This is a genomic window from Snodgrassella sp. W8158, assembly GCF_016100435.1.
In the GTDB taxonomy this organism is placed as follows: Bacteria; Pseudomonadota; Gammaproteobacteria; order Burkholderiales; family Neisseriaceae; genus Snodgrassella; species Snodgrassella alvi.
This window is the reverse complement of record NZ_JACFSM010000002.1, coordinates 403,504-424,278: the sequence shown is the minus strand read 5'-3', so window position 1 is coordinate 424,278 and position 20,775 is coordinate 403,504. Positions and strand designations below refer to the sequence as shown.

General features: G+C 40.7%; 14 protein-coding genes. 3 read left to right on the top strand and 11 right to left on the bottom strand.

Annotated features, from left to right (window positions below):
• Positions 1 to 71: 71 nt before the first annotated feature.
• The gene (fumC, locus tag H3V11_RS06430) at positions 72 to 1,460 is read right to left on the bottom strand and encodes a class II fumarate hydratase (RefSeq protein ID WP_100125338.1); all 1,389 of its coding nucleotides are present in this window, start codon (positions 1,458 to 1,460) and stop codon (positions 72 to 74) included.
• Between the two features lie 371 nt (positions 1,461 to 1,831).
• Between fumC and H3V11_RS06425 the strand changes: the two genes are divergently transcribed.
• Entirely contained in the window at positions 1,832 to 3,601 is a 1,770-nt protein-coding gene (locus tag H3V11_RS06425) for a sodium:proton antiporter (protein ID WP_198223911.1), read from the top strand.
• Positions 3,602 to 3,806: 205 nt separating this feature from the next.
• Here the strand turns inward: H3V11_RS06425 and sbmA are convergent, their stop codons facing one another.
• The 5 genes from sbmA to H3V11_RS06400 all read right to left on the bottom strand — a co-directional run bounded on the left by sbmA (position 3,807) and on the right by H3V11_RS06400 (position 10,120).
• The gene (sbmA, locus tag H3V11_RS06420) at positions 3,807 to 5,009 is read right to left on the bottom strand and encodes a peptide antibiotic transporter SbmA (RefSeq protein WP_100125337.1); all 1,203 of its coding nucleotides are present in this window, start codon (positions 5,007 to 5,009) and stop codon (positions 3,807 to 3,809) included.
• Positions 5,010 to 5,489: 480 nt separating this feature from the next.
• A complete protein-coding gene (locus H3V11_RS06415; protein ID WP_198223909.1) occupies positions 5,490 to 6,218 on the bottom strand; it encodes a 5'-methylthioadenosine/adenosylhomocysteine nucleosidase in 729 nt (242 codons plus the stop codon).
• 146 nt (positions 6,219 to 6,364) lie between these two features.
• Complete coding sequence (gene recD / locus H3V11_RS06410) at positions 6,365 to 8,146, bottom strand: exodeoxyribonuclease V subunit alpha (protein ID WP_198223907.1); 1,782 nt, start codon at positions 8,144 to 8,146, stop codon at positions 6,365 to 6,367.
• Between the two features lie 35 nt (positions 8,147 to 8,181).
• On the bottom strand, positions 8,182 to 8,877 hold the full coding sequence (gene lolD / locus H3V11_RS06405; RefSeq protein ID WP_198223905.1) for a lipoprotein-releasing ABC transporter ATP-binding protein LolD: 696 nt from the start codon (positions 8,875 to 8,877) through the stop codon (positions 8,182 to 8,184).
• On the bottom strand, positions 8,870 to 10,120 hold the full coding sequence (locus tag H3V11_RS06400) for a lipoprotein-releasing ABC transporter permease subunit (protein WP_078475273.1): 1,251 nt from the start codon (positions 10,118 to 10,120) through the stop codon (positions 8,870 to 8,872). The genes lolD and H3V11_RS06400 overlap by 8 nt, the downstream gene beginning before the upstream one ends.
• Positions 10,121 to 10,590: 470 nt before the next feature.
• Here H3V11_RS06400 and H3V11_RS06395 point away from each other — a divergent pair, with 470 nt between their 5' ends.
• Both H3V11_RS06395 and H3V11_RS06390 read left to right on the top strand, forming a co-directional pair.
• Positions 10,591 to 13,368 carry a flavocytochrome c gene (locus H3V11_RS06395; RefSeq protein ID WP_198223903.1) on the top strand — a complete coding sequence of 926 codons (2,778 nt, stop codon included), beginning with the start codon at positions 10,591 to 10,593 and terminating at the stop codon, positions 13,366 to 13,368.
• Between the two features lie 24 nt (positions 13,369 to 13,392).
• Positions 13,393 to 14,361, top strand: coding sequence for an FAD:protein FMN transferase (locus H3V11_RS06390; protein ID WP_198223901.1), 969 nt, complete (start codon positions 13,393 to 13,395; stop codon positions 14,359 to 14,361).
• Positions 14,362 to 14,435: 74 nt separating this feature from the next.
• Here the strand turns inward: H3V11_RS06390 and hisC are convergent, their stop codons facing one another.
• The 5 genes from hisC to H3V11_RS06365 form a co-directional block, all read right to left on the bottom strand.
• Positions 14,436 to 15,494 carry a histidinol-phosphate transaminase gene (gene hisC / locus H3V11_RS06385; RefSeq protein ID WP_198223899.1) on the bottom strand — a complete coding sequence of 353 codons (1,059 nt, stop codon included), beginning with the start codon at positions 15,492 to 15,494 and terminating at the stop codon, positions 14,436 to 14,438.
• 81 nt (positions 15,495 to 15,575) lie between these two features.
• The gene (locus tag H3V11_RS06380; RefSeq protein ID WP_198223897.1) at positions 15,576 to 17,111 is read right to left on the bottom strand and encodes a SulP family inorganic anion transporter; all 1,536 of its coding nucleotides are present in this window, start codon (positions 17,109 to 17,111) and stop codon (positions 15,576 to 15,578) included.
• Between the two features lie 30 nt (positions 17,112 to 17,141).
• Positions 17,142 to 18,329, bottom strand: a complete 1,188-nt coding sequence (locus H3V11_RS06375; protein WP_198223895.1) for a 5-(carboxyamino)imidazole ribonucleotide synthase — start codon at positions 18,327 to 18,329, stop codon at positions 17,142 to 17,144.
• 481 nt (positions 18,330 to 18,810) lie between these two features.
• Positions 18,811 to 19,401 (bottom strand): ricin-type beta-trefoil lectin domain protein, encoded by a 591-nt coding sequence (locus H3V11_RS12060; protein ID WP_198223893.1) that lies wholly within the window; start codon positions 19,399 to 19,401, stop codon positions 18,811 to 18,813.
• Between the two features lie 28 nt (positions 19,402 to 19,429).
• Positions 19,430 to 20,377 carry a class I SAM-dependent methyltransferase gene (locus tag H3V11_RS06365; RefSeq protein ID WP_025330461.1) on the bottom strand — a complete coding sequence of 316 codons (948 nt, stop codon included), beginning with the start codon at positions 20,375 to 20,377 and terminating at the stop codon, positions 19,430 to 19,432.
• Between the last annotated feature and the right edge of the window lie 398 nt (positions 20,378 to 20,775).

Sequence of the window (20,775 nt, the reverse complement as noted above, 5' to 3'; positions counted from 1 at the left end):
ATAATACTGAGTTTAATATCAAAAAAACCGCATGGAATTAATTCGATGCGGCTTTTAATCAGATTACACCATTAGTGTGGTGCAATCATATCTTCAGGAATAACCCATTTATCAAACTCTTCTGCTGTCAGAAATCCAAGCTCTATTGCTGCTTGTTTCAAGCTTGTATTCTGTGCATAAGCAGTTTTAGCAATTTTGGCTGCTTTTTCATAACCAATATGACGATTCAGCGCAGTAACCAGCATCAGTGAATGATGTAAATTGGCATCAATTTTCTCTTTTACAGGCTCAATTCCCTGTGCACAACGCAGATTAAAACTATTGCATGCATCAGCCAGTAAACGTACTGATTGCAGAATATTAAACACCAGTACCGGCATAAATACGTTCAGTTCAAAATTACCCGAAGCACCCGCTACTGTAATAGTTGTATCATTACCCATTACCTGAGCAGCTACCATAGTCATGGCTTCGCACTGTGTCGGATTCACTTTACCCGGCATAATACTTGAACCCGGTTCATTTGCCGGAATAGTAATTTCCCCAATACCGCAGCGAGGTCCGCTGGCCAGCCAGCGAATATCATTGGCAATCTTGTTCAGACTAGCTGCCAAAGTTTTCAGGCTTCCAGAAGCAAATACCACTGCATCCCTTCCGGCAAGTGCCTCAAATTTATTAGGTGCACTAACAAACGGTAAACCGGTTAACTCAGCCAGTTTAGCTGCTGCTTTTTCTGCATACTGCGGATGACTGTTCAAACCAGTGCCTACAGCTGTACCACCCAATGGCAATTCATATAACCAGTGTAATGCCTGCTGCAAACGCTCTAATCCATGATCCAGCTGGCTGACATAACCACTGAATTCCTGACCCAGTGTCAGCGGTGTCGCATCCTGCAGGTGTGTACGACCAATTTTAACAATATCTTTAAAGGCTTCTGCTTTAGAAGCCAGCGTATCACGTAAAGCCTGCACAGCGGGAATCAAATGCTTATTAATCTGAATCGCTGTAGCGACATGAATAGCAGTCGGAAATGAATCATTGGTAGACTGAGCATGGTTAACATGATCATTCGGATGTACAGGTTTATAACTGCCCCGTGGCTGACCGGCTATTTCATTGGCCACATTAGCCAGAACTTCATTCATGTTCATGTTACTCTGCGTACCAGAGCCGGTTTGCCATACTACCAATGGAAACTGGTCTGCCAGTTCACCAGCCAGAACACGTTCAGCAGCCTGTACTATTAAGCCGGCACATTCTCCGCTGATACGCTCAAGCTGCTGGTTGGTTAAAGCTGCTGCTTTTTTCACCAAAGCCATTGCCTGTATCATTGCCGGAGGCAAAGTTTCGCCGCCAATATCAAAATTCTGCAGACTGCGCTGAGTCTGCGCACCCCAGTAAACATTTTCAGATACAGCGATTTCACCCATGCTGTCATGTTCAATACGTGTATTCATATCGTCTCCATGATTGTGTGCTTGTATTATTGAAGAAAAACAATAATTTGCGCACAAGGCAGGCATTAATTACATTCACAGAAATCCGGAATATACTTAATTCCCATTATAAACATGCATAATTGTGCAGCGATTCAGCCAATTTAGCTACAAATTAATTGTATTTATAAACATAAATTAATATAACCTAAAGATATACATGTTAATTTCCATTAATATGTATTTGCCTGCCAAACAATCAGTCTAAGTTTGATAATCTGTCAATACAAATATCATTTAGTTAATACATAATCGTCACTTCATCAAAAATAATAATAGCGAAACAAGTTTGTGGCAGAATAGCAATTCTGAGAACTACACAAATATAAGCAATGGATATCGCTTTTCAGTTATCGATATTACTGGCTCTGGGCATGGGCGCTCAATGGCTGGCATGGTATTTAAAACAACCGTCCGTACTCTTTTTATTGTTTACCGGAATCATGATTGGTCCGGTTCTGGGCTGGTTTCATCCTGATACTGTGCTGGGAAGTTTACTTTTTCCTTCTATTTCACTTGGCGTTGCCATTATTTTGTTTGAAGGCGCACTGACCCTGCAATTTCATGAAATCAGCCAGCACGGACGTGTAGTGCAGAATCTGGTAACGCTTGGAGCAGTGATAACTATTATCGTATTATCGCTGGCGGCATATTGGCTGTTTAATCTGGATTTTCGGGTAGCTCTATTATTTGGCGCACTTGTCTGTGTAACTGGCCCTACTGTTATTGCACCCATGCTACGCAGTGTACGTCCTCGTTCGAAAATTGCCAATATTCTGCGCTGGGAAGGGATTATTATTGATCCAGTAGGTGCCATTGCAGTTGTACTGGTATACGAATATATCGTTTCTGACGGACATGAAAATTCTCTATTGCTTTTTAGCAAAATTGTACTGGTAGCATTTATTTGCGGAGGTCTAGGTGCAGTATTTCTTGCCAATGCCATCAAACGCTACTGGCTGCCTGAATATATGCGCAACGTCGTAACATTTGCTTTTGTTTTAATTTTGTTTTCCGTATCCAATTATCTCGAAAGCCAGTCTGGTTTGTTAACCGTTACTATTTTAGGACTCGCCCTGGCAAACTGGCCGCAATTTCCTCGTCAAAGTATTCTCGCATTTAATGAATCTTTAACTTTATTATTTATACCTACACTGTTCATCATTCTTGCTGCCCGTATGGACGTTACTGCGTTACTGGGTTTAGGCTGGCGTGGGCTGGCTTTGCTGTTTATCGCAATGTTTATTGCACGTCCTCTGGCTGTATGGTTCTCTTCTTTTAATTCCGGCCTAAGTATCCAGGAAAAAATAATGATTAGCTGGATAGGTCCGCGCGGTATCGTCGCTGCCTCCATTGCTTCATTATTTGCATTACGCCTGCAAAATCAACACTTATCCGGAACTGAACTACTGGCACCAACGGTTTTTCTGATTATTATCGGCACTGTCCTGATACAGGGACTTGGTGCCAAAACCGTTGCCGGTATACTAAAAGTCCGTGAACCCGGTAATAACGGTGTACTGATTGTAGGCAGTAATGAAGTAGCTCTGATGCTGGCTACAACACTTAAGCAGCTTAATATTGATGTTTTAGTTGCCGATTATCACTATGTACAAATTGCCCGTGCGCGCATGAAAGGTTTGCGTACATATTTTGGTAACCCTGTTTCAGAAAATGCACAAACTGAGCTTGACCTGATAGGTATTGGCTATCTGTTTGCTGTTAGTCGTGATAAAGAACTGAATACATTATGTGAGCTGCAATTTCGGCATGATTTTGGCGAACAGAATATATATCGCATTCGTTTTAATGAAGAACAGGATTTAACTTCACGTGCACAAAAACAGTATCAATATGTTTCCCGCCAGCTTTTTGGGAAAGATGTTACTTTCAGAAGACTGGAAAATATGCTCGGTAAGCAGACAAAAATTAAAATTACCAATATTACCGCTACCTATGATTATCACCAGTATTGTCATGATCATCCGCAGGCTATTCCGCTTTTTTTACAGGATAAAAATAACATTTTGTATATCATCAGCTCTGAATTTCAGCCAGCAACAGCTATTGATAAAAAATTGATTGCACTGGATTATCAATAAAAAAACTCTGCAAATATAATCAAGATTTATTTTGCTTAATTACAACTTGTAAATTTAAATTTGAGAAATATCCAATAAAAATCTCATGTAACTCTTGGTTACATTATCACTAATCTTTCTCTATCGGAATCGGAGCAAAATGATAAAATTCTATGGGTATCCGGTCAGAGCCGGATACCTATAGAATTTTCTAAACAATCAGATATCAATTTTTGTCATTCAGTATAGATTCAAAAGCCTTCAAACGTTTATGAATTGACAGCAATTCAATAATGGTTTTCCATGAATTAATAAGATACTGAAATGATTCACGAACATTATTAAATACGTTAAGAATTTGATTGATTAAGCCCAGAGTCATGGTACCCGCTGCAATGGATGGAAATAACATAACAAGCCCATATATACCATCCAGCTGTAAATACCATATACTCACCATATTGAAATAGGCATAGTGAAAATACAGTCTGTAGTAATTAACCTTTACCCGTTCGAAAAGCTCTTTCAATGTCGCCGGCTGAGCACGTTCACTATCATCTTCCCCATATACCAGCTCTTTACGATATGCAGCTTCTACTTTTTGAATATTAAACTGAAGTCCGGGTAATTTAATACCGACCGCAACTAATAAAACTGTACCAAACAAGGACCAGCCCAGTGCTGCCCAAACCAGTGAATATTTTACTTCACCAATTATTGGTAATGCCGGCACATGGCTGGATAACTGAAACAGTAGAGGTAAAAATGCAATCAATACCATAACCGCCCGAACCAGACTGACACTCAACTCTTCTACAATAGTGGCAAAGCGCATTGTATCTTCCTGAACACGCTGAGAAGCCCCTTCAACAGTACGCAGTTTCGACCAGTTTTCAATATAGTAATAATTCATGGCTGTACGCCAGCGAAATACATAATGACTGACAAAAAAAGTATTTAATACAAATACTGTTACTGCAACCATCGCAATCTGCAAAAATGTTAGTATATTCTGATACAAATCACTGATCGGCCCACCCCCATTACTGAGCATCTTCTGAATCATATCCCAGAAAGGACCATACCAGGCATTAATCGTTACGTTTATCTGTACACTAAACCAGATATTAAAAAGAATTAAAGCAGAACCCCATATTGACCAGCGCTGCCACGGATGTTTTGCTACTACTGACCAGAAAACAGCAAAAATGATTGTAGCCAGCAAAAACCAGAGATAAAACCACAAAAATGCCGGCGACCAGAAACGCGAAAGACCAATAGTCAGAGGTTTGTCCGCATAGCCTTGCGGCCAGCCAAACCACTCTCCGGCACTCTCCCCACCACAATACCAGAGGGCAATATTTAGGCCTATCCACAATATGGCAGACGGAAAAAACCAACGTGGCTTTGGAAAAAATGAATGGAACACAATCTCATCCTGATGAAATAAATGCCGGTTAAAAATAAGCTATTATTAGTCTTAATTTTCTATAGCTGCGGGCAGCACAGTAAATACAGTTATTACATAACCAGCTATATTGTAAAGAAGCTATTAAATAGTGGCTTGTCTACAAAGTCAATTAATAATATTTAAATTGTTTATAATCAAATTTTTTCAAACAAAAATTTAATGTAATCACACAGCACCTGTATCAAATTCGATATCTGAGAAACCGGCAAAATTAAATTTTAGCAATGTAATGCTTTTAAGAAAATTTTCTGCATAAACATGCTCAAACAGATAATCCAAATTATTTATTATTTTCTGCCAAGACTAATAAATGTCAAAAGATTGACAGTACCCAACACTATATTAAGACAATTCAGAGCAAGAAATAAAAAAACAGAGCAGTATCAGAATATTTATTTATCTGAATATCTACTCTGTTTTCAGTATCACTACTCTAATTTACTTGTTTTCAAAGGCAGATTTATTCAATCCTGAAGTAATTAAGTTGATTACCATTTGTGCAGAATTACCGGCAGCCTGTTGCAGAAACTGATCAAAGCTGACAGAAGCATTTGCATCACCATTATCTGAAATAGCACGAATAATCACAAAAGGGATATTAAGCTGATAGCAAGTTTGCGCAATGGCAGCGGCTTCCATTTCTACAGCCACAACATCAGAAAATTTTTCTTTAATCAATTGATTTTGTTCAGCAGTACCAACAAACTGATCACCACTGACAATTAAACCAGTATAGATTTCTGCACCTGTAAATACGTGTGCGGCTTTTCTGGCTGCATCAGCAAGATACTGGTTAGCGTTAAATCGTGCCGGTAATTGTGGTACCTGCCCCAGCACATAACCAAAAACAGTTACATCAACATCATGATGAGCTATTTCGCAACCTACAACAACGTCGCCAATCTGAATACCGGCTTTCAAACCACCGGCACTACCAGTATTGATAACATAATCAGGTGTAAATCTTTCAATTATTACTGCTGTTGTCAGTGCTGCATTCACTTTACCAATACCACTCAGTGCAAGTATCACTGGTACGCCCTTAATCTCACCACGATGAAAATGAACAGCACCAGCCTGACTATCCTGCCGGTTATCCAGTTGTTCAAGCAGGTAATCCAGCTCAGGCTGCATCGCCGCAATAATGACAATTAAAGGTTTTTGCATAATTGAAACTTTATTCTGTAACAGAATCAAACAGCATAGCATAATCTTATTTTATTCACCACATGGATGTAATGACACAATAATTTAGCGGTTAACAGATGAATTATTTGAACAAAACAACCAATGCGGATTCAGATTCCGCCAGCTCAGAATAAAGACAATTGTGTCTGTTTCCTCAATAATTGAGCCAGAGCTGCACCTAATCCGCTATGCCGCTGCTGGTTATTTTTTATACCTTGTACTAGCTGTTTGGCCGTACCGCAAAAAGTAAACTGTTTTCTGGCTCTGGTTAATGCGGTATACAAAAGAGAACGGTTAAACAACGAATCATCAGCTGCTGCGCGCAACTGCGGAGCCAGCAACCAGACATCATCATATTCTGATCCCTGACTTTTATGTACCGTTATGGCAAAGGCTGATTCATGCTGTGGTAAGCGGCTGAGGGAAATTGAACGATAATTTGTCCCTTCAGCAAAATAAGCGAGTAAATGCCCACTATTATTCTGTTCAGGAAGAATCACGCCGATATCACCATTAAACAAACCCACACCATAATCATTCTGAGTAATCAGAATCGGCATACCAGCAAACCAGCTATCTGTATTCTGATGTAACTGAGTCCGTAAATAGCTTCGGTATTGCTGATTAAATGCTTCTGCATCAGTACGCCATGCAGTCAGCACCATAATATCGGTAAGATGGCTGAATACTTGAGTAATATTATTTTCAGCCACTGCCTGCCACCATAGCTGTTGCTGTGAATATAATTTGCGACACAGTACTTGTATATCAAATTGGTGCAGTTGTAACTGCTCCGGAAAACTGTTTACTGCATTAAGTGCAGCCGTCGCGTCACCATTGATACAAGCGGAGGCCAGAGCGCCAATACCCTGTGTCGCATCAAACCGGTAACTGTGAGTTAAAGTTGCAACATATTGAGCCATACCGGCATTATCGCTGACAGGAGGCAAAAACTGTTCGGGCAATAAAGCCGTAAGCTGTTTTTTCAGTTCAGGAGACAGTACTGTCGGCTGGGATAATTCAGCCAGCACATTTCCTGCGCCTACGGCAGGCAGCTGATTAGCATCTCCCAGCAAAATGATACGAACATCAGGCTTTAAAGCACGCAACAGTGCACGAAACAGAGACAAATCCAGCATCGAAGATTCATCCACCACCAGTATATCAACCGGTAAAGGATGTTCTGCATCAAATGGTCCTGTTAATAATGGAGGCTGTAACTGTAATAGGCGGTGAACTGTCTGACCTGATAAATCCGCCAGCAATTGTCTGCTATCATCAGATAATGGCAGTTTATCCAATGCACGTTGTAAAGCATTCGCCATATGTGCCGCAGCTTTACCAGTTGGTGCTACCAGTGCAATTTGCGGCGGGCGCGATAAATGCCAGGTATGTTTCAGCAATAAACCCAGTATTTTGGCTACAGTAGTCGTTTTACCAGTTCCAGGCCCGCCATTAATCACTACAAAATGCTGAATAAGAGCCAGTGCCGCAGCAAAACGTTGCTGGGCACTGTCGGCATCAGGAAACCAGTCCGCCAGATCAGCGGCTACATCCATATTCAAATGAACAGGCGGAATACTGGCCAATGCCAGCATAGACTCGGCTATATCCTGCTCAAGCTGCCACATTCTTCCTAAAAATAAATGATTGCTTTGCAAAATAAATGGCGTATAAGTACCAGCAGCTCCAACAAGAATTCTGCATTTACGAAGTGCTTCCGAATGCTGTCGGGGAACAATAATATAACTATCGCCACGATTAAGCGCCCATAACAGCTTATCTGCCCATGGCTGAATAATTTCCCACTCATGTTGGGCAACCACCCGAAGCACATGCTCAATTGCAGCGAGTGCTGGATGTGCAGACTGTTCCTGAGTTTCTGCCGGATTGATAGCTTCAGCCATATTTAATCAATCAATACAACCTATACATTCATACATCAACGTACATTGAATGGTACTAATTTACCATCTGTTACCGTCAATACTTCATCAAAACGCTGAGCAAGCTCATCATCATGGGTAACAACTACCAGACTTGTATTCAGTTCATGTTGTAAATCCAGCATCATATCCAGTACATTGCCAGCATTTTTCCGATCAAGATTACCTGTAGGTTCATCAGCCAATATACAGGCGGGATGAGTAACCAGTGCACGGGCAATAGCAGCCCGTTGCCGCTCACCGCCAGACAATTCACCGGGGCGGTGGGTCATACGCTGCTTAAGCCCTACTTTATCCAGCATTTCCTTAGCACGTTCTTCTGCCTGAACTTTCGGTATGCGTCCAATCAGTAAAGGCATCATTACATTTTCCAGCGCAGTAAACTCTGGCAACAAATGGTGAAATTGATAAACAAAGCCCAGATACTGATTACGCAGCTGACCTATGGCTTTCTGCCCAAGACGGGTAATATCTTGTCCCATCAGACGTATAGTACCGCTACTGGGTGTATCTAGTCCGCCAAGTAAATGCAGCAAAGTAGATTTTCCGCTTCCGGACGCACCAACTATACTCACACTTTGACCGCATCTGACTTTGAAATCTAAATCCTCCAGTACAGATACCTGTAAATGTCCGTCATCATAAGTTTTGCTGACATGCTCACATTCAAGAACATATTCTGGTTTATTCATAGCGCAGAGCCTCCGCCGGCTGAGTTTTGGCGGCACGCCAGCTTGGATATAAAGTAGCAACGAAAGCCAGTAATAATGAAATAACAGCAATCATACAAACATCAGAAAATTCTACATCTGAAGGCAGATAGCTTACAAAATACACTTGCGAAGGAATCAGGTGCTTACCAGTCAGATGTTCAAAAAAGGCAACGATCCGGCCAATGTTCAGCCCGAGTGTTACACCAAAAAACACACCGAAAAACGTACCGAAGAATCCGGCTATGGCACCCTGAATCATAAAAATACGCATGATGCCGCCCGGCGAAAGACCGAGTGTACGCAATATAGCAATATCAGCCTGTTTTTCGGTAACTGCCATTACTAAAGAAGAAACCAGATTAAAGGCAGCTACAGCAATGATCAATAACAGGATAATAAACATCATCCGTTTTTCCATCTGCACTGCATCAAAATAACTGCGATTTTGAAAAGTCCAGTCGCGAATCCAGATTTCATTGTGAAGTTTTGCCGGCACAATATTTTGAATGACAGACGGTGCATTCTGCGGATCAGCCAGCTTTAAACGCAATCCGCTTACATTATTTCCCAGCCGGTACAATTTCTGTGCATCAGTAATATGAGTTAAAGCAAGTGTATTATCCACTTCATAGATTTTGGTTTTAACTACACCTACTAATGTAAACTGCTTCAGCCGTGGCACCATACCAGCCGGCGTAACATTGCCATCAGGGGTGATAACGGTTATCTTATCTCCGATATTAGCACCCAGTGCATCGGCTAAATCTTTTCCCAGAAGAATACCAAACTCTCCCGCCTTAAGATCAGCAAACCCATTTTTGGGCATACCCTGACCATAATCTGCAACTTTACCCTCCAGTGCCGGATCTATTCCGCGTATTTGCACACCACGAACTTCGCCGGCATTAGCAAGCAAAGCCTGATCAGCCACATAAGGAGCTGAACCCAGTACTTGCGGATTACCTTTAACAAGCTTCTGCAAATCCTGCCAGTGCTGGTCCAGACTATTTTCATAGAAACCCATTTCAGCATGAGGAGCAACACTCAACAGCTGATTGCGGATTTCTTTTTGGAAACCATTCATAACAGATAAAACAACAATTAATGTTGTCACTCCTAATGCAATACCAACTATTGATACTGCTGTAATGAATGACATAAACCCATTACGTTTTCTGGCACGTAAATAACGTAAACCAATCCATGTTTCCAGAGATGCCATGAGTACTGTATTTCAATAGAAAAAACAGATTGTACCTGAGCGCAGCAGACAAAGTCATGCTTATACAGCAAATACCTGATTATTAATATTTGTAAAAAATTAATTTTTATCTTTTCAGCACGTTAAATAATATTCAGAACCAATACTAATTATGCTTTGCTGATAATATCAATTTCAATAATGAAAACCGCAAAGCCAAATGTGGCTTGTATGAATCAGTATGCAGCACAAACTGTTTAATATAAGAGTGGTAGTGAACAATCTCACCCATAGTCAAAAAAGTATTTAAAACTGACCCAAAACAAATTATTTACCCGATTTAACCCGCTTAATTTGATAAACATCAATGCAATATATTATATATATGTCATTGTAATATATAACCCTTTTGCTCAATAGATGATTATTAGCGTTTACGCTACCATGTATTTAAGTCTTTTTATCCCGTTCTGATGAACTCGTATCAAAATATGAATAAGCTATCTTCGCCCCTTTTCAATCCGCTGACGTTACCTAATGGTACTGTATTAAAAAACCGTTTAGTTATGGCTCCAATGACAACCTGTTGTGGTTTTTATGATGGAACTGTAACAGATAATCTGATTGATTATTATCGTGAACGTGCCGGCAGTATTGGCACAGTAATTGTTGAATGTGCTTATGTTGATACTTTAGGACCGGCTTTTCCGGGAGCAATAGGCATTCATAATGATGATTGTATCGAAGGTCTGAGCCTGTTAGCCACAGCCATAAAAGAGCGTGGTTCCAAAGCTGTTATACAAATCTATCATGGCGGACGAATGGTTGAGCCGCAATTAATCGGCGGTCAGACACCTGTCGGCCCCAGTGCGATTGCTATTCCACGTCCGAATGCAACGGTTCCTGTAGCAATGACAGCCGGCGAAGTTGAAGATATGATTGAGAAATTCGGCGAAGCTGTCAGGCGCGCAATTGCCGCGGGTTTTGACGGAATCGAAATACATGGCGCCAATACTTATCTTATCCAACAGTTTTTTTCACCACACGCCAATCAGCGCCAGGATAAATGGGGCGGCAGCCGCGAAAACCGCGTCCGCTTCCCGCTCGCCATACTTGAAATCAGCCGGCAAATGGCTAAAAAACATGCTTCTAATGAATTTATTATCGGTTACCGGTTTTCACCGGAAGAACTCGAAGTGCCGGGCATTACTTTTGACGATTCATTATTCCTGCTAGACAAACTCGCTCAAATTGGTCTGGACTATATACATTTTTCTATGGCTGCCACACTGCGGCCATCCATCATCGACAGCAATGATGAAACACCATTAATTGATAAATACATACAATTACGCTCTGCCGTATTGGCTAAGATACCGGTTATCGGCGTCGGTAATGTCGTGAATAAAACTGATGCAGAAACAGCAATGGCACATGGCTATGATCTCATCGCTGCAGGGCGCGCCTGTGTGGCCTATCCTGACTGGGCTGAACGCATTCAGAAACATAATGATTTACAGCTATCCATGAACAGCGATCAGCGTACTAACCTGAACATTCCCGAACCATTATGGCGCTTTCCGCTTATTCATAGCATGGTAAGAGAAATCAATACCAAAAAATTCCATGCCGGCACCTATCAGCAAACTGTCAGCGACGATTTTGATAACCAATTTGTCATAAATGTAGAACTGGGGCAAGACTTTATCAAAGATTTGTCTTTAGTCAATGCCGAAAAACTGGATCATGTTTCTATACGTAATTTCAATGAAATTAAAGAACGGATTCTGGCAGCCAACAGCCCTTATGTAGATGCAATCAGTGGCGCTACATCACAATGTGATGCATTTAAAAAAGCTGTAACCAAAGCCATATCAACCTCATATAAAGTAGCGACAATTGTAGAAGGCGGTGATGCTGATGATAAATCCTGTGACGTAGTCGTCGTCGGAAGCGGCGGTGCCGGACTGGCCGCAGCCATTGAAGCTCATGATAAAGGGGCTTCAGTAATTATTATTGAAAAAATGCCGGTTATCGGTGGCAATACCAACAAAGCATCCGCAGGTATGAATGCGGCTGAAACCCGCTTTCAGCAACAGGCAGGAATTACCGACCATAAAGAATGGTTTTATAACGAAACCCTGAAAGGCGGTAAAAATAAAAATAACCCGCAATTATTACACTACTTTGTCGAACATGCTCCCGCTGCAATAGACTGGCTGGATGAAAAAGGAATCCGGTTAAATAACCTGACTACCACAGGCGGTATGAGTGTAGACCGCACTCATCGTCCCGATAATGGTGCAGCAGTCGGCGGTTTTCTGATTAGCGGTCTGCTGAAAAATATTAATGATCGCGGGATAGAGGTAATGCTGGATACCTCTGTAACAGATATTGAAATGAAGGACGGGTGCATTAACGCAGTAATCGTGCGCGACGAAGAAGGAAATGAACAACGCATCAGCACTAAAGCAATCATTATCGCAACCGGTGGCTTTGGAGCCAATGCACAAATGGTCACCCATTATCGCCCTGATTTAGCTGATTTTGTCACCACCAATCATAAAGGAGCAACCGGTTCAGGCATTGGTTTATTACAAAAAATTGGTGCCGGCACTGTTGATATGAACGAAATACAGATTCATCCCACAGTAGAGCAAAATACCGCTTATCTGATATCAGAATCCATCCGTGGCGGAGGTGCTATTCTGATATCGCAAAAAGGCAAACGCTTTGTCAATGAGCTGGACACACGTGACAAAGTATCCAACAGCATCATTGCCCTTTCTGAACATTATGCCTATATATTATTTGATGAACAGATTTGTGCTGAAAATAAAGCAGCAGAAACCTATATCAGCAAAGGATTGGCGGTAAAAGCCGGCTCACTAGCTGAACTTGCAGAAAAGCTGAATATTAATCCGGATTCTCTCATTACCACAGTAGAGCGCTACAATCATTTTGTAAAACAGCAGCATGATGAAGATTTCGGACGTACTACCGGCATGCGTCACCAGTTGAACCAGCCATTCTTTTACGCTATCCGGATTGCACCGGGCATTCACCACACTATGGGTGGTGTAACCATCAATACGAAGACAGAAGTTCTTGATACTCATACAGAGATCATTAAAGGTGCTTATGCCGCGGGTGAAGTTGCCGGTGGTGTACATGGAGGCAACCGCATTGGAGGGAACGCCATTGCCGATATCATTATTTTTGGTATTCAGGCGGGTGATCAGGCTGCTGCATATGCTAAAAATCATTAATTACTGATAAATACCTCATCACTTATGTCTGGTACAAGTTACACCTATAGCCAACAGCTAATGGGAACAACGGTTTCCCTGAAACTGTTTGTTGAAAACCTAACCGCAGTTTCTGCCGTTTTTAACGCTATAGAGCAACTGGAAGCCCGGTTAACGGTAAACCGCTACCATTCAGAGGTGATGAGCATTAACCATGCTGCCGGCAAACAGCCGGTAGCAGTAAGCAAACTGGTTTTTGATTTAATCAGTCAGGCCAAAGCAGCCAGCCTGTTACCTGACAGCAAGTTTAATCTGGCAATTGGTCCGTTGGTGAAATTATGGAAAATAGGTTTTAACGGACACAGTATTCCCGAAAAAGATGAAATAGCCCGTAGACTAACATTGACTAACCCGCATCACATTGAGCTGAACCGGACAAATCAAACTGTATATCTGGCTAAAGCTGGTATGGAAATTGATTTAGGAGCCATTGCCAAAGGCTATATTGCGGACATTATCAAATTGCTCTTAGCTCAATATAATATTTTTCAGGCAATTATCAATTGCGGAGGTAATGTACTAACAATCGGCTACTCACCAATTACTGCTGACAGGCAATGGCATATTGGTCTGAAACGCCCTTTTGCCGAGGCAAACAATCTGCTCGGAATCATACATGTCGAAGACAAATCAGTAGTCACTTCCGGCATTTATGAACGCTATTTCATTTTTAACGACCAGCTGTATCATCACATCCTTGATCCGCACACCGGCTATCCTCTGAATAATGAATTGCACAGTGTAACCATCATTTCAGATAACTCATTAACCGGAGATATTTATTCAACTGTTTTCTATGGCTTAGGTATCAGACAAGGGTTGAGTGAACTGAAAAAAAAGCAAAATATCGGAGTCATATTCGTAACACGGGATAAAAAAATAATTATTCAATCCAATCAGCATTTCACATTTGAATTAACAGCAGATGATTATCAGCTCATCAGCTATTCTTAACTGCATTAACCGAACAAATACCTTTTATGATAATTTGCACTTTCCAGACCAGCAAAATCAGAATGTATATTTGTCTATGGATTCAGCATTTCTTCCAATACTTCAATCAGCCTTTGCTGCTGTTGCTGTGTTCCGACACTGATTCGTAAAAAATTATTGATTCTTTCCTGAGGAAAATGCCGAACCACTACACCATGCCTGCGTAACTCAGCAGCAATTTCCACAGCTGTTTTATTTTTATGACTTGCAAAGACAAAATTGGCCTGCGAAGGTAAAACCTCAAATCCGAACTGAGACAGATGTTTAGTCAGCCAGATACGGTTTTCAATAACTTTGGCACAAGTTGAGCGAAAATAATTTTCATCTTCGAATGCCGCAATAGCGCCTGCTTGTGCTAAACGATCAAGCGGATAAGAATTAAAACTGTTTTTAACCCGCTCAAGTCCTTCAATCAGCTCTGCTTGCCCTAGTGCAAGACCAATTCGCATACCGGCAAGCGAACGAGATTTTGAAAGTGTCTGCACCACAAGCAAATTAGGGTAATCAGCAATCAATGCCACCGCAGACTCACCGCCAAAGTCAATATAAGCCTCATCTACCAGTACCACACAGTCCGGATTGGCTTGTAATATCTGCTCAACCTGAGCCAGAGGCAAAATACATCCGGTAGGTGCATTCGGATTAGGAAAAACAACTCCGGCCTGAGCACCATAATAATCGGCCGGATTAATAGTGAAGTGCTCATCAAGCGGGATATAACGGGCCTCAACATCATATAACTGACAATAGACCGGATAAAAACTATAACTGATATCAGGTAATAATAATTGTTGTTTTCCCTGAAAAAAAGCAGCAAATGCCTGAGCCAGTACTTCGTCCGAACCATTACCCACAAAAATCTGCTCTCTGGACAGACCATAATAATCAGCAATGGTCTGTTTTAATCTATCTGCATTCGGATCAGGATATAAACGCAAATCTTCAGTAGCAGCCTGCATTGCTTTTAATACCAACGGAGAAGGCGGAAATGGATTTTCATTAGTATTCAGTTTAACCAGATTAGCTATTTTGGGCTGCTCTCCGGGTACATAAGGTTGCAGCTGTCTGGTTTTCTCACTCCAGAATTTACTCATTCTCTCTCCAGCCTGAATAAAATATTCAGTATTAAAATCTCAGAACTGACATTCATATCAACAATTATCATATTGAGCAAATCATGCTATTACAGGACCATTATTATACTTATGACATATTAACAAAGATTCAGCACTGAGGGTACTGAATTGCTCGGCTGATAAATAATCCAGCTTTTTAGCAATAAGTATACGGTATGTTTTTTCATTCAGACCACATACAAATAACATTTTTTCCTGCTGATGCAATCTACGGGCAAGAGCTTGTAAATGAAAAAATACAGTTACATCAGCATGACAGCCTGCACTCATATCCAGATATATTTTTTTAATATCCAGCGTATTAATAAGAAGATAGCTTTTATTCAGCAGCGTGCTGACATTAGCAAACAATAATATCTGCGGTAAAATGATAACCGCTTCTTGCGCAATAATCTGAACTTCAGGCAATAAAACCGGCCAGGCATGCATCCGGAGTGAATACCAGCACATTACTATCAGAGCAAAAGAAATCACCAGCCACAAACCCGTACAGACACCAAACAGAATAATCAGTATGGCAGATATACACAGCCACAATAAATCGCTCCATTGCCAGCAATATAAACGTAATTCACACCAGTTAATCTGAACACAAATAACATATAACGCAATTACTGCCAGCACAGGTAATGGTACATATGCCAGCCATGACCAGCAAAAAATCAGTGCCATAAGCAATAACATTGCTATCAGCGTATTACGCTTAATCCTGAGAACTTCATCAGCTATGTAACCTAAACTGATTACCATACCTCCGGTGAATGCTGTCAAAATATTACTAAAACCAACCAGGCCAACATTACGCCTGAACTGATTAGATAAATACTGACAACTTTCCATATATATTAATAGCGCTATTGTGGCACTTAAAAAAAACAATAATGGCCAGTCAGCATGTACGGGATTCATAAATGGCCAGAGCTGCACATTTTGCTGAACCGGAGTAGCAATTCCGACTAGCGCAAACGGCCATATATAACTGAGAATCCATACCAGTAATAATACCCATAAAGCCTTGGGCTGAGTTTTGCTTCTCCATAATACCAGCAAGGCAAATGATAAACCGGCCAAAACTACACTTGGCCAGTTCCAGCTTTGCCAATTAATCAGCAGTTCCCACATTCCCTGCCATGAACTATTATTGGCCTGCACACCTAAAATGACCGGAAAAAGCATGACAATCAGAGTCAGCGTCATACCCAAACCAATACCATGCCAGACTGGCCGTGCAATCCAGTTCAGACAATGTTTGGGTAATATCAGTGACATCAATAATAACCAGCCACCGGTAAACAGCGTAAGTAAACTGGCCACAGCAATACGTTCACTGACTACACCTGCATAATAGGCTATTGCCGCCATCAGCATTAGTGCGGAAAAAGGTGATGGTGTTAATAATATTTTTTTACTACCGCCCAAAAGCAGACTGCATAACAAAGCACACATCACACCTGCAATTGCCATAGAAACAGGTAAACCGGCAATACCAGCACAGGCTAGAGCCATTGGCAGGACATATCCCAATAATTTCCAGCCAGAAGAAAACCACGCCAATGGAGACAGTTTTGTGCTCATCAGTTTCAAGGTATTATCCTTTTGTCCATGTCAACAGGATTTATCTAAAGCAGTCGAGCAAGAATTTTGAGCTGAGTTTTGCAAGTGAAGATGAAGATCGAGTGCTGTCTGCCATGCCTGATCAGGGTTATCAGCCAGAACAGTAAAATGTCCCATTTTACGGCCGGGTCTCACCTGTTTTTTACCATACAGATGTAAACAGGCAGTTTTATGATTCAGAACAGCATTCCAGTCCGGTTCGCCGTTTTCAGACCAGACATCACCAAGAATATTCGCCATACAGCAGGGCTTTAATAAATCTGAGGCTGCCGGAGGCAAACCACACATTAATCTTACCTGCTGCTGAAACTGATCAGAAATACAGGCATCTAAAGTGTAATGACCTGAATTATGCGGCCGGGGAGCAATTTCATTAACAATCAACTGCATATCATTGCCTACAACAAACATCTCAACTGCCAGAACCCCTTGATAATTCATGGCCTGAGCCAGCTTAAAAGCCATATTTTCAGCCTGCTTTAATATAGCCTGAGGTAGCCTTGCCGGTACTAATGAGTACGCCAGAATACCATTTTTATGCTGATTTTCTGCGGGCGGAAAACATACTGCATACTGATTATTCAGACGGGCAACCACTACTGATATTTCAGCACGCAAATCTACTTTTTTTTCCAGCACACAGCGCACATGTTGCAATTGAGTAAAAGCTTCACGCAATTCAGCGATAGAATCAACTGTTTTCTGTCCTTTTCCGTCATAACCCAGAGTGGCTGTTTTCAGAATACCCGGTAATAATTTTTTCAGAGAATCATCAATATCAGATTCAGTGCTGATAACAGCATAAGGCACGGTAACCAGACCGGCACGGTCAATCCATTCTTTTTCCTGCTGCCTGTCCTGAGCAATCGCAACACAATCTCCCGAGGGCGATACAACCGTATATTGTGCCAGCCAGCGCATTGAATCAGCACTTACATTTTCAAATTCAGTTGTAACAGCAGCACATTTGGCCATATGCTGCAAAGCATCGGCATCATCGAATGCAGAACACAAATGTCTGTCAGCAAACTGTGCTGCTGGCGCATTCGGATCAGGATCCAGAACCGTTACCTGATAACCCATTGTCTTAGCAGCTACCGTAAACATTGCACCCAGCTGGCCGCCACCCAGAATACCCAGCATCGCCGGCGGCAGAATACAGGAAGAAAAACGAGACATAGTGGTATTAAATTACCTTACCAAGAATATAAATAAAATTAGCTGAAATCAAAAATTCCTGCAATGAAAGTCATCAGTATGAAATCGCCTTTTCTCATACATATTCGTTATATTTTTACCTGATAAATCAGATTAATAGCTTAATTACCACTTCTTTAGCAGCTATTATTTCACCAGTGAAACCACTGAAACAAACATAGTTTACACAGGCACAACATAAATAAAACTGATGTCCGTGTTTATAATTATGAATATAAAAACAAATTTTTCAATAAATTTAAAGCAATTTCATTAAGCATTATCTTAACATAATAAAATATAACATTACATAAACATGTAGAATTATATTAAAGTCAAAAGTTATTTACTTTTACCAAATTTATCAATTAAACAAAATATTACAAATATAGATTCGCATTATAAAATATAACAATAAATTTTATTGGATATATTTATTATATTAACAAATCTGTAAACAGATTTAATGAAACTGCTGGCTTCTATCATTACTGCAAGGTCGCAATTGTAAATGTCCTTGTGAAACATCCACACATAAATTACTGTTTCTGTCACGAATCTGTCTGCCTGTAAGCAACCAATTATTGTTCCTTTCCGGTTCACAGAAAACTGTCCCTACTGAATGATTTTTCACCGCCAGACAACGATTATTCAGCCATACCTGCCCCTGATGAAAATAAAAAGCCTCGCTGATTTCACCGCCGGCACAGGAATCGAGTGCTACCGACTGCCAGACCGAAGACATACCGTCATTACGCAGACAGCCATGGCTTACTGGCCGTAAACTAATACTGGATGCAATAGGATAAACTGGCGGATACGGAAGTGCAGCAGGATAAACCGGCGTATCCGTATAAATCACTGTTGCACCGGCAGGAGCATCAATATGTACTGTTTTATTAATGGTTGTAGTTGATGAAACGGGTAAATCAACATAAACATGACGTTCGCCACGACCTGAATGGTAGATAACAGCGGCCTCAGCTACAGAAAATAACCACTCTGACAAACTCAATACACCAAAAACTAAAAATAATTGTATAGCCCGAATCATTTTTATCTCCCGCAAATTGACCTTTTGATTAACGATGCCGGATTTCCCAACATTGATGAATACGAGTATTGCGAAAATCTTCAGGTATTGTTTTTCTGGAAATATTATTTACATCATAACGTTGCTCCAGAACCGGATTTAAAGTAAAACTACGCAGATTATTTGAAAAATACAAACTACCCTGTTTCGATAATAAACGCATTGCACCATCTATCAGTTTTTCCTGATCCCGCTGAATATCCAGAATATCCAGCATTTTCTTACTATTTGAGAAACTTGGCGGATCCATTACAATCAAATCAAACTGTTTGTGATCTTCAACAGCTTTCTGCAAATATTGAAATACATCAGCACGAACAATCTGATGAGCCTGCATATCCAGCCCGTTCAATTCAAAATTTCGTTGTGCCCATTGCAGATAAGTATTCGAGAGATCTACAGTTTCGCTGAATAAAGCACCGCCAGTTGCAGCATATACTGAAAAACTGCCTGTATAAGCAAATAAATTCAAAAATCGTTTTCCCGCCGCTATATTGCCTATTTTCTGGCGAGTATTACGATGATCAAGAAATAAACCTGTATCCAGATATTTATCCAGATTCACCCAGAATGCACGCCCATGCTCATGAATTACAAAATCCGTACCCGTAACACCAGTTTTTTCATACTGATCTTTACCTTTTTGCCTTTGTCTTTTTTTCACATGAATATGTTCTTTAGGCAGACCAGTCACAAATAAAACAGCCTCCACTACTTCAGCCAACCATTTTTCATAGTCTGTCTTATGCATCAACCAGCCCGTATCATATTCTTGTAAATGTACATGATCGGCATAAATGTCAGCAGCAAATGGATACTGTGGAATATCCCGGTCATACATACGCCATGCCTCTATATCCTGACGTTGTGCCCATTTACGTAAATGCTTAATATTTTTGCCCAGACGATTGACAAAAGCACCAATATCTTCACTCATAAATAAAATTTTACATTTCTGCAATAAATACACTAACAGTCACATTGTAACGGAAAAAACCACAGAAACCTTCGCACATTTACATATATAGATATAATAGCGCTCTTGCTTAAAAAGACCATATCTCTTATAATTAAAAAGATAATATTTGAAACCATCGTTTGCAACCTTATTAAATACGGCGAATTCATTATTACTTTAATAGTTATGTAATGCCGCTCTCCCAACACTCGCAGCAATGCGTACGTTGTCTGGTTGTTGTCGATGTATAAAATACCTAAACACACACGCTTACGACAACCAATTGCTATCTTTCCTTTGTTATTTTCTTTTTGGCTTAAGCTAGCAACAGTTCCCTGTAATCTAATTTCACATCAATAAACTAGATTATCACGTTT

Bases quoted from the DNA above. Each gene is read 5' to 3' on its own strand.
- fumC (WP_100125338.1), bottom strand. From the start codon at position 1,460: ATGAATACACGTATTGAACATGACAGCATGGGTGAAATCGCTGTATCT.
- H3V11_RS06425 (WP_198223911.1), top strand. From the start codon at position 1,832: ATGGATATCGCTTTTCAGTTATCGATATTACTGGCTCTGGGCATGGGC.
- H3V11_RS06415 (WP_198223909.1), bottom strand. From the start codon at position 6,218: ATGCAAAAACCTTTAATTGTCATTATTGCGGCGATGCAGCCTGAGCTG.
- recD (WP_198223907.1), bottom strand. From the start codon at position 8,146: ATGGCTGAAGCTATCAATCCGGCAGAAACTCAGGAACAGTCTGCACAT.
- lolD (WP_198223905.1), bottom strand. From the start codon at position 8,877: ATGAATAAACCAGAATATGTTCTTGAATGTGAGCATGTCAGCAAAACT.
- H3V11_RS06400 (WP_078475273.1), bottom strand. From the start codon at position 10,120: ATGGCATCTCTGGAAACATGGATTGGTTTACGTTATTTACGTGCCAGA.
- H3V11_RS06395 (WP_198223903.1), top strand. From the start codon at position 10,591: ATGAATAAGCTATCTTCGCCCCTTTTCAATCCGCTGACGTTACCTAAT.
- H3V11_RS06390 (WP_198223901.1), top strand. From the start codon at position 13,393: ATGTCTGGTACAAGTTACACCTATAGCCAACAGCTAATGGGAACAACG.
- hisC (WP_198223899.1), bottom strand. From the start codon at position 15,494: ATGAGTAAATTCTGGAGTGAGAAAACCAGACAGCTGCAACCTTATGTA.
- H3V11_RS06380 (WP_198223897.1), bottom strand. From the start codon at position 17,111: ATGAGCACAAAACTGTCTCCATTGGCGTGGTTTTCTTCTGGCTGGAAA.
- H3V11_RS06375 (WP_198223895.1), bottom strand. From the start codon at position 18,329: ATGTCTCGTTTTTCTTCCTGTATTCTGCCGCCGGCGATGCTGGGTATT.
- H3V11_RS12060 (WP_198223893.1), bottom strand. From the start codon at position 19,401: ATGATTCGGGCTATACAATTATTTTTAGTTTTTGGTGTATTGAGTTTG.
- H3V11_RS06365 (WP_025330461.1), bottom strand. From the start codon at position 20,377: ATGAGTGAAGATATTGGTGCTTTTGTCAATCGTCTGGGCAAAAATATT.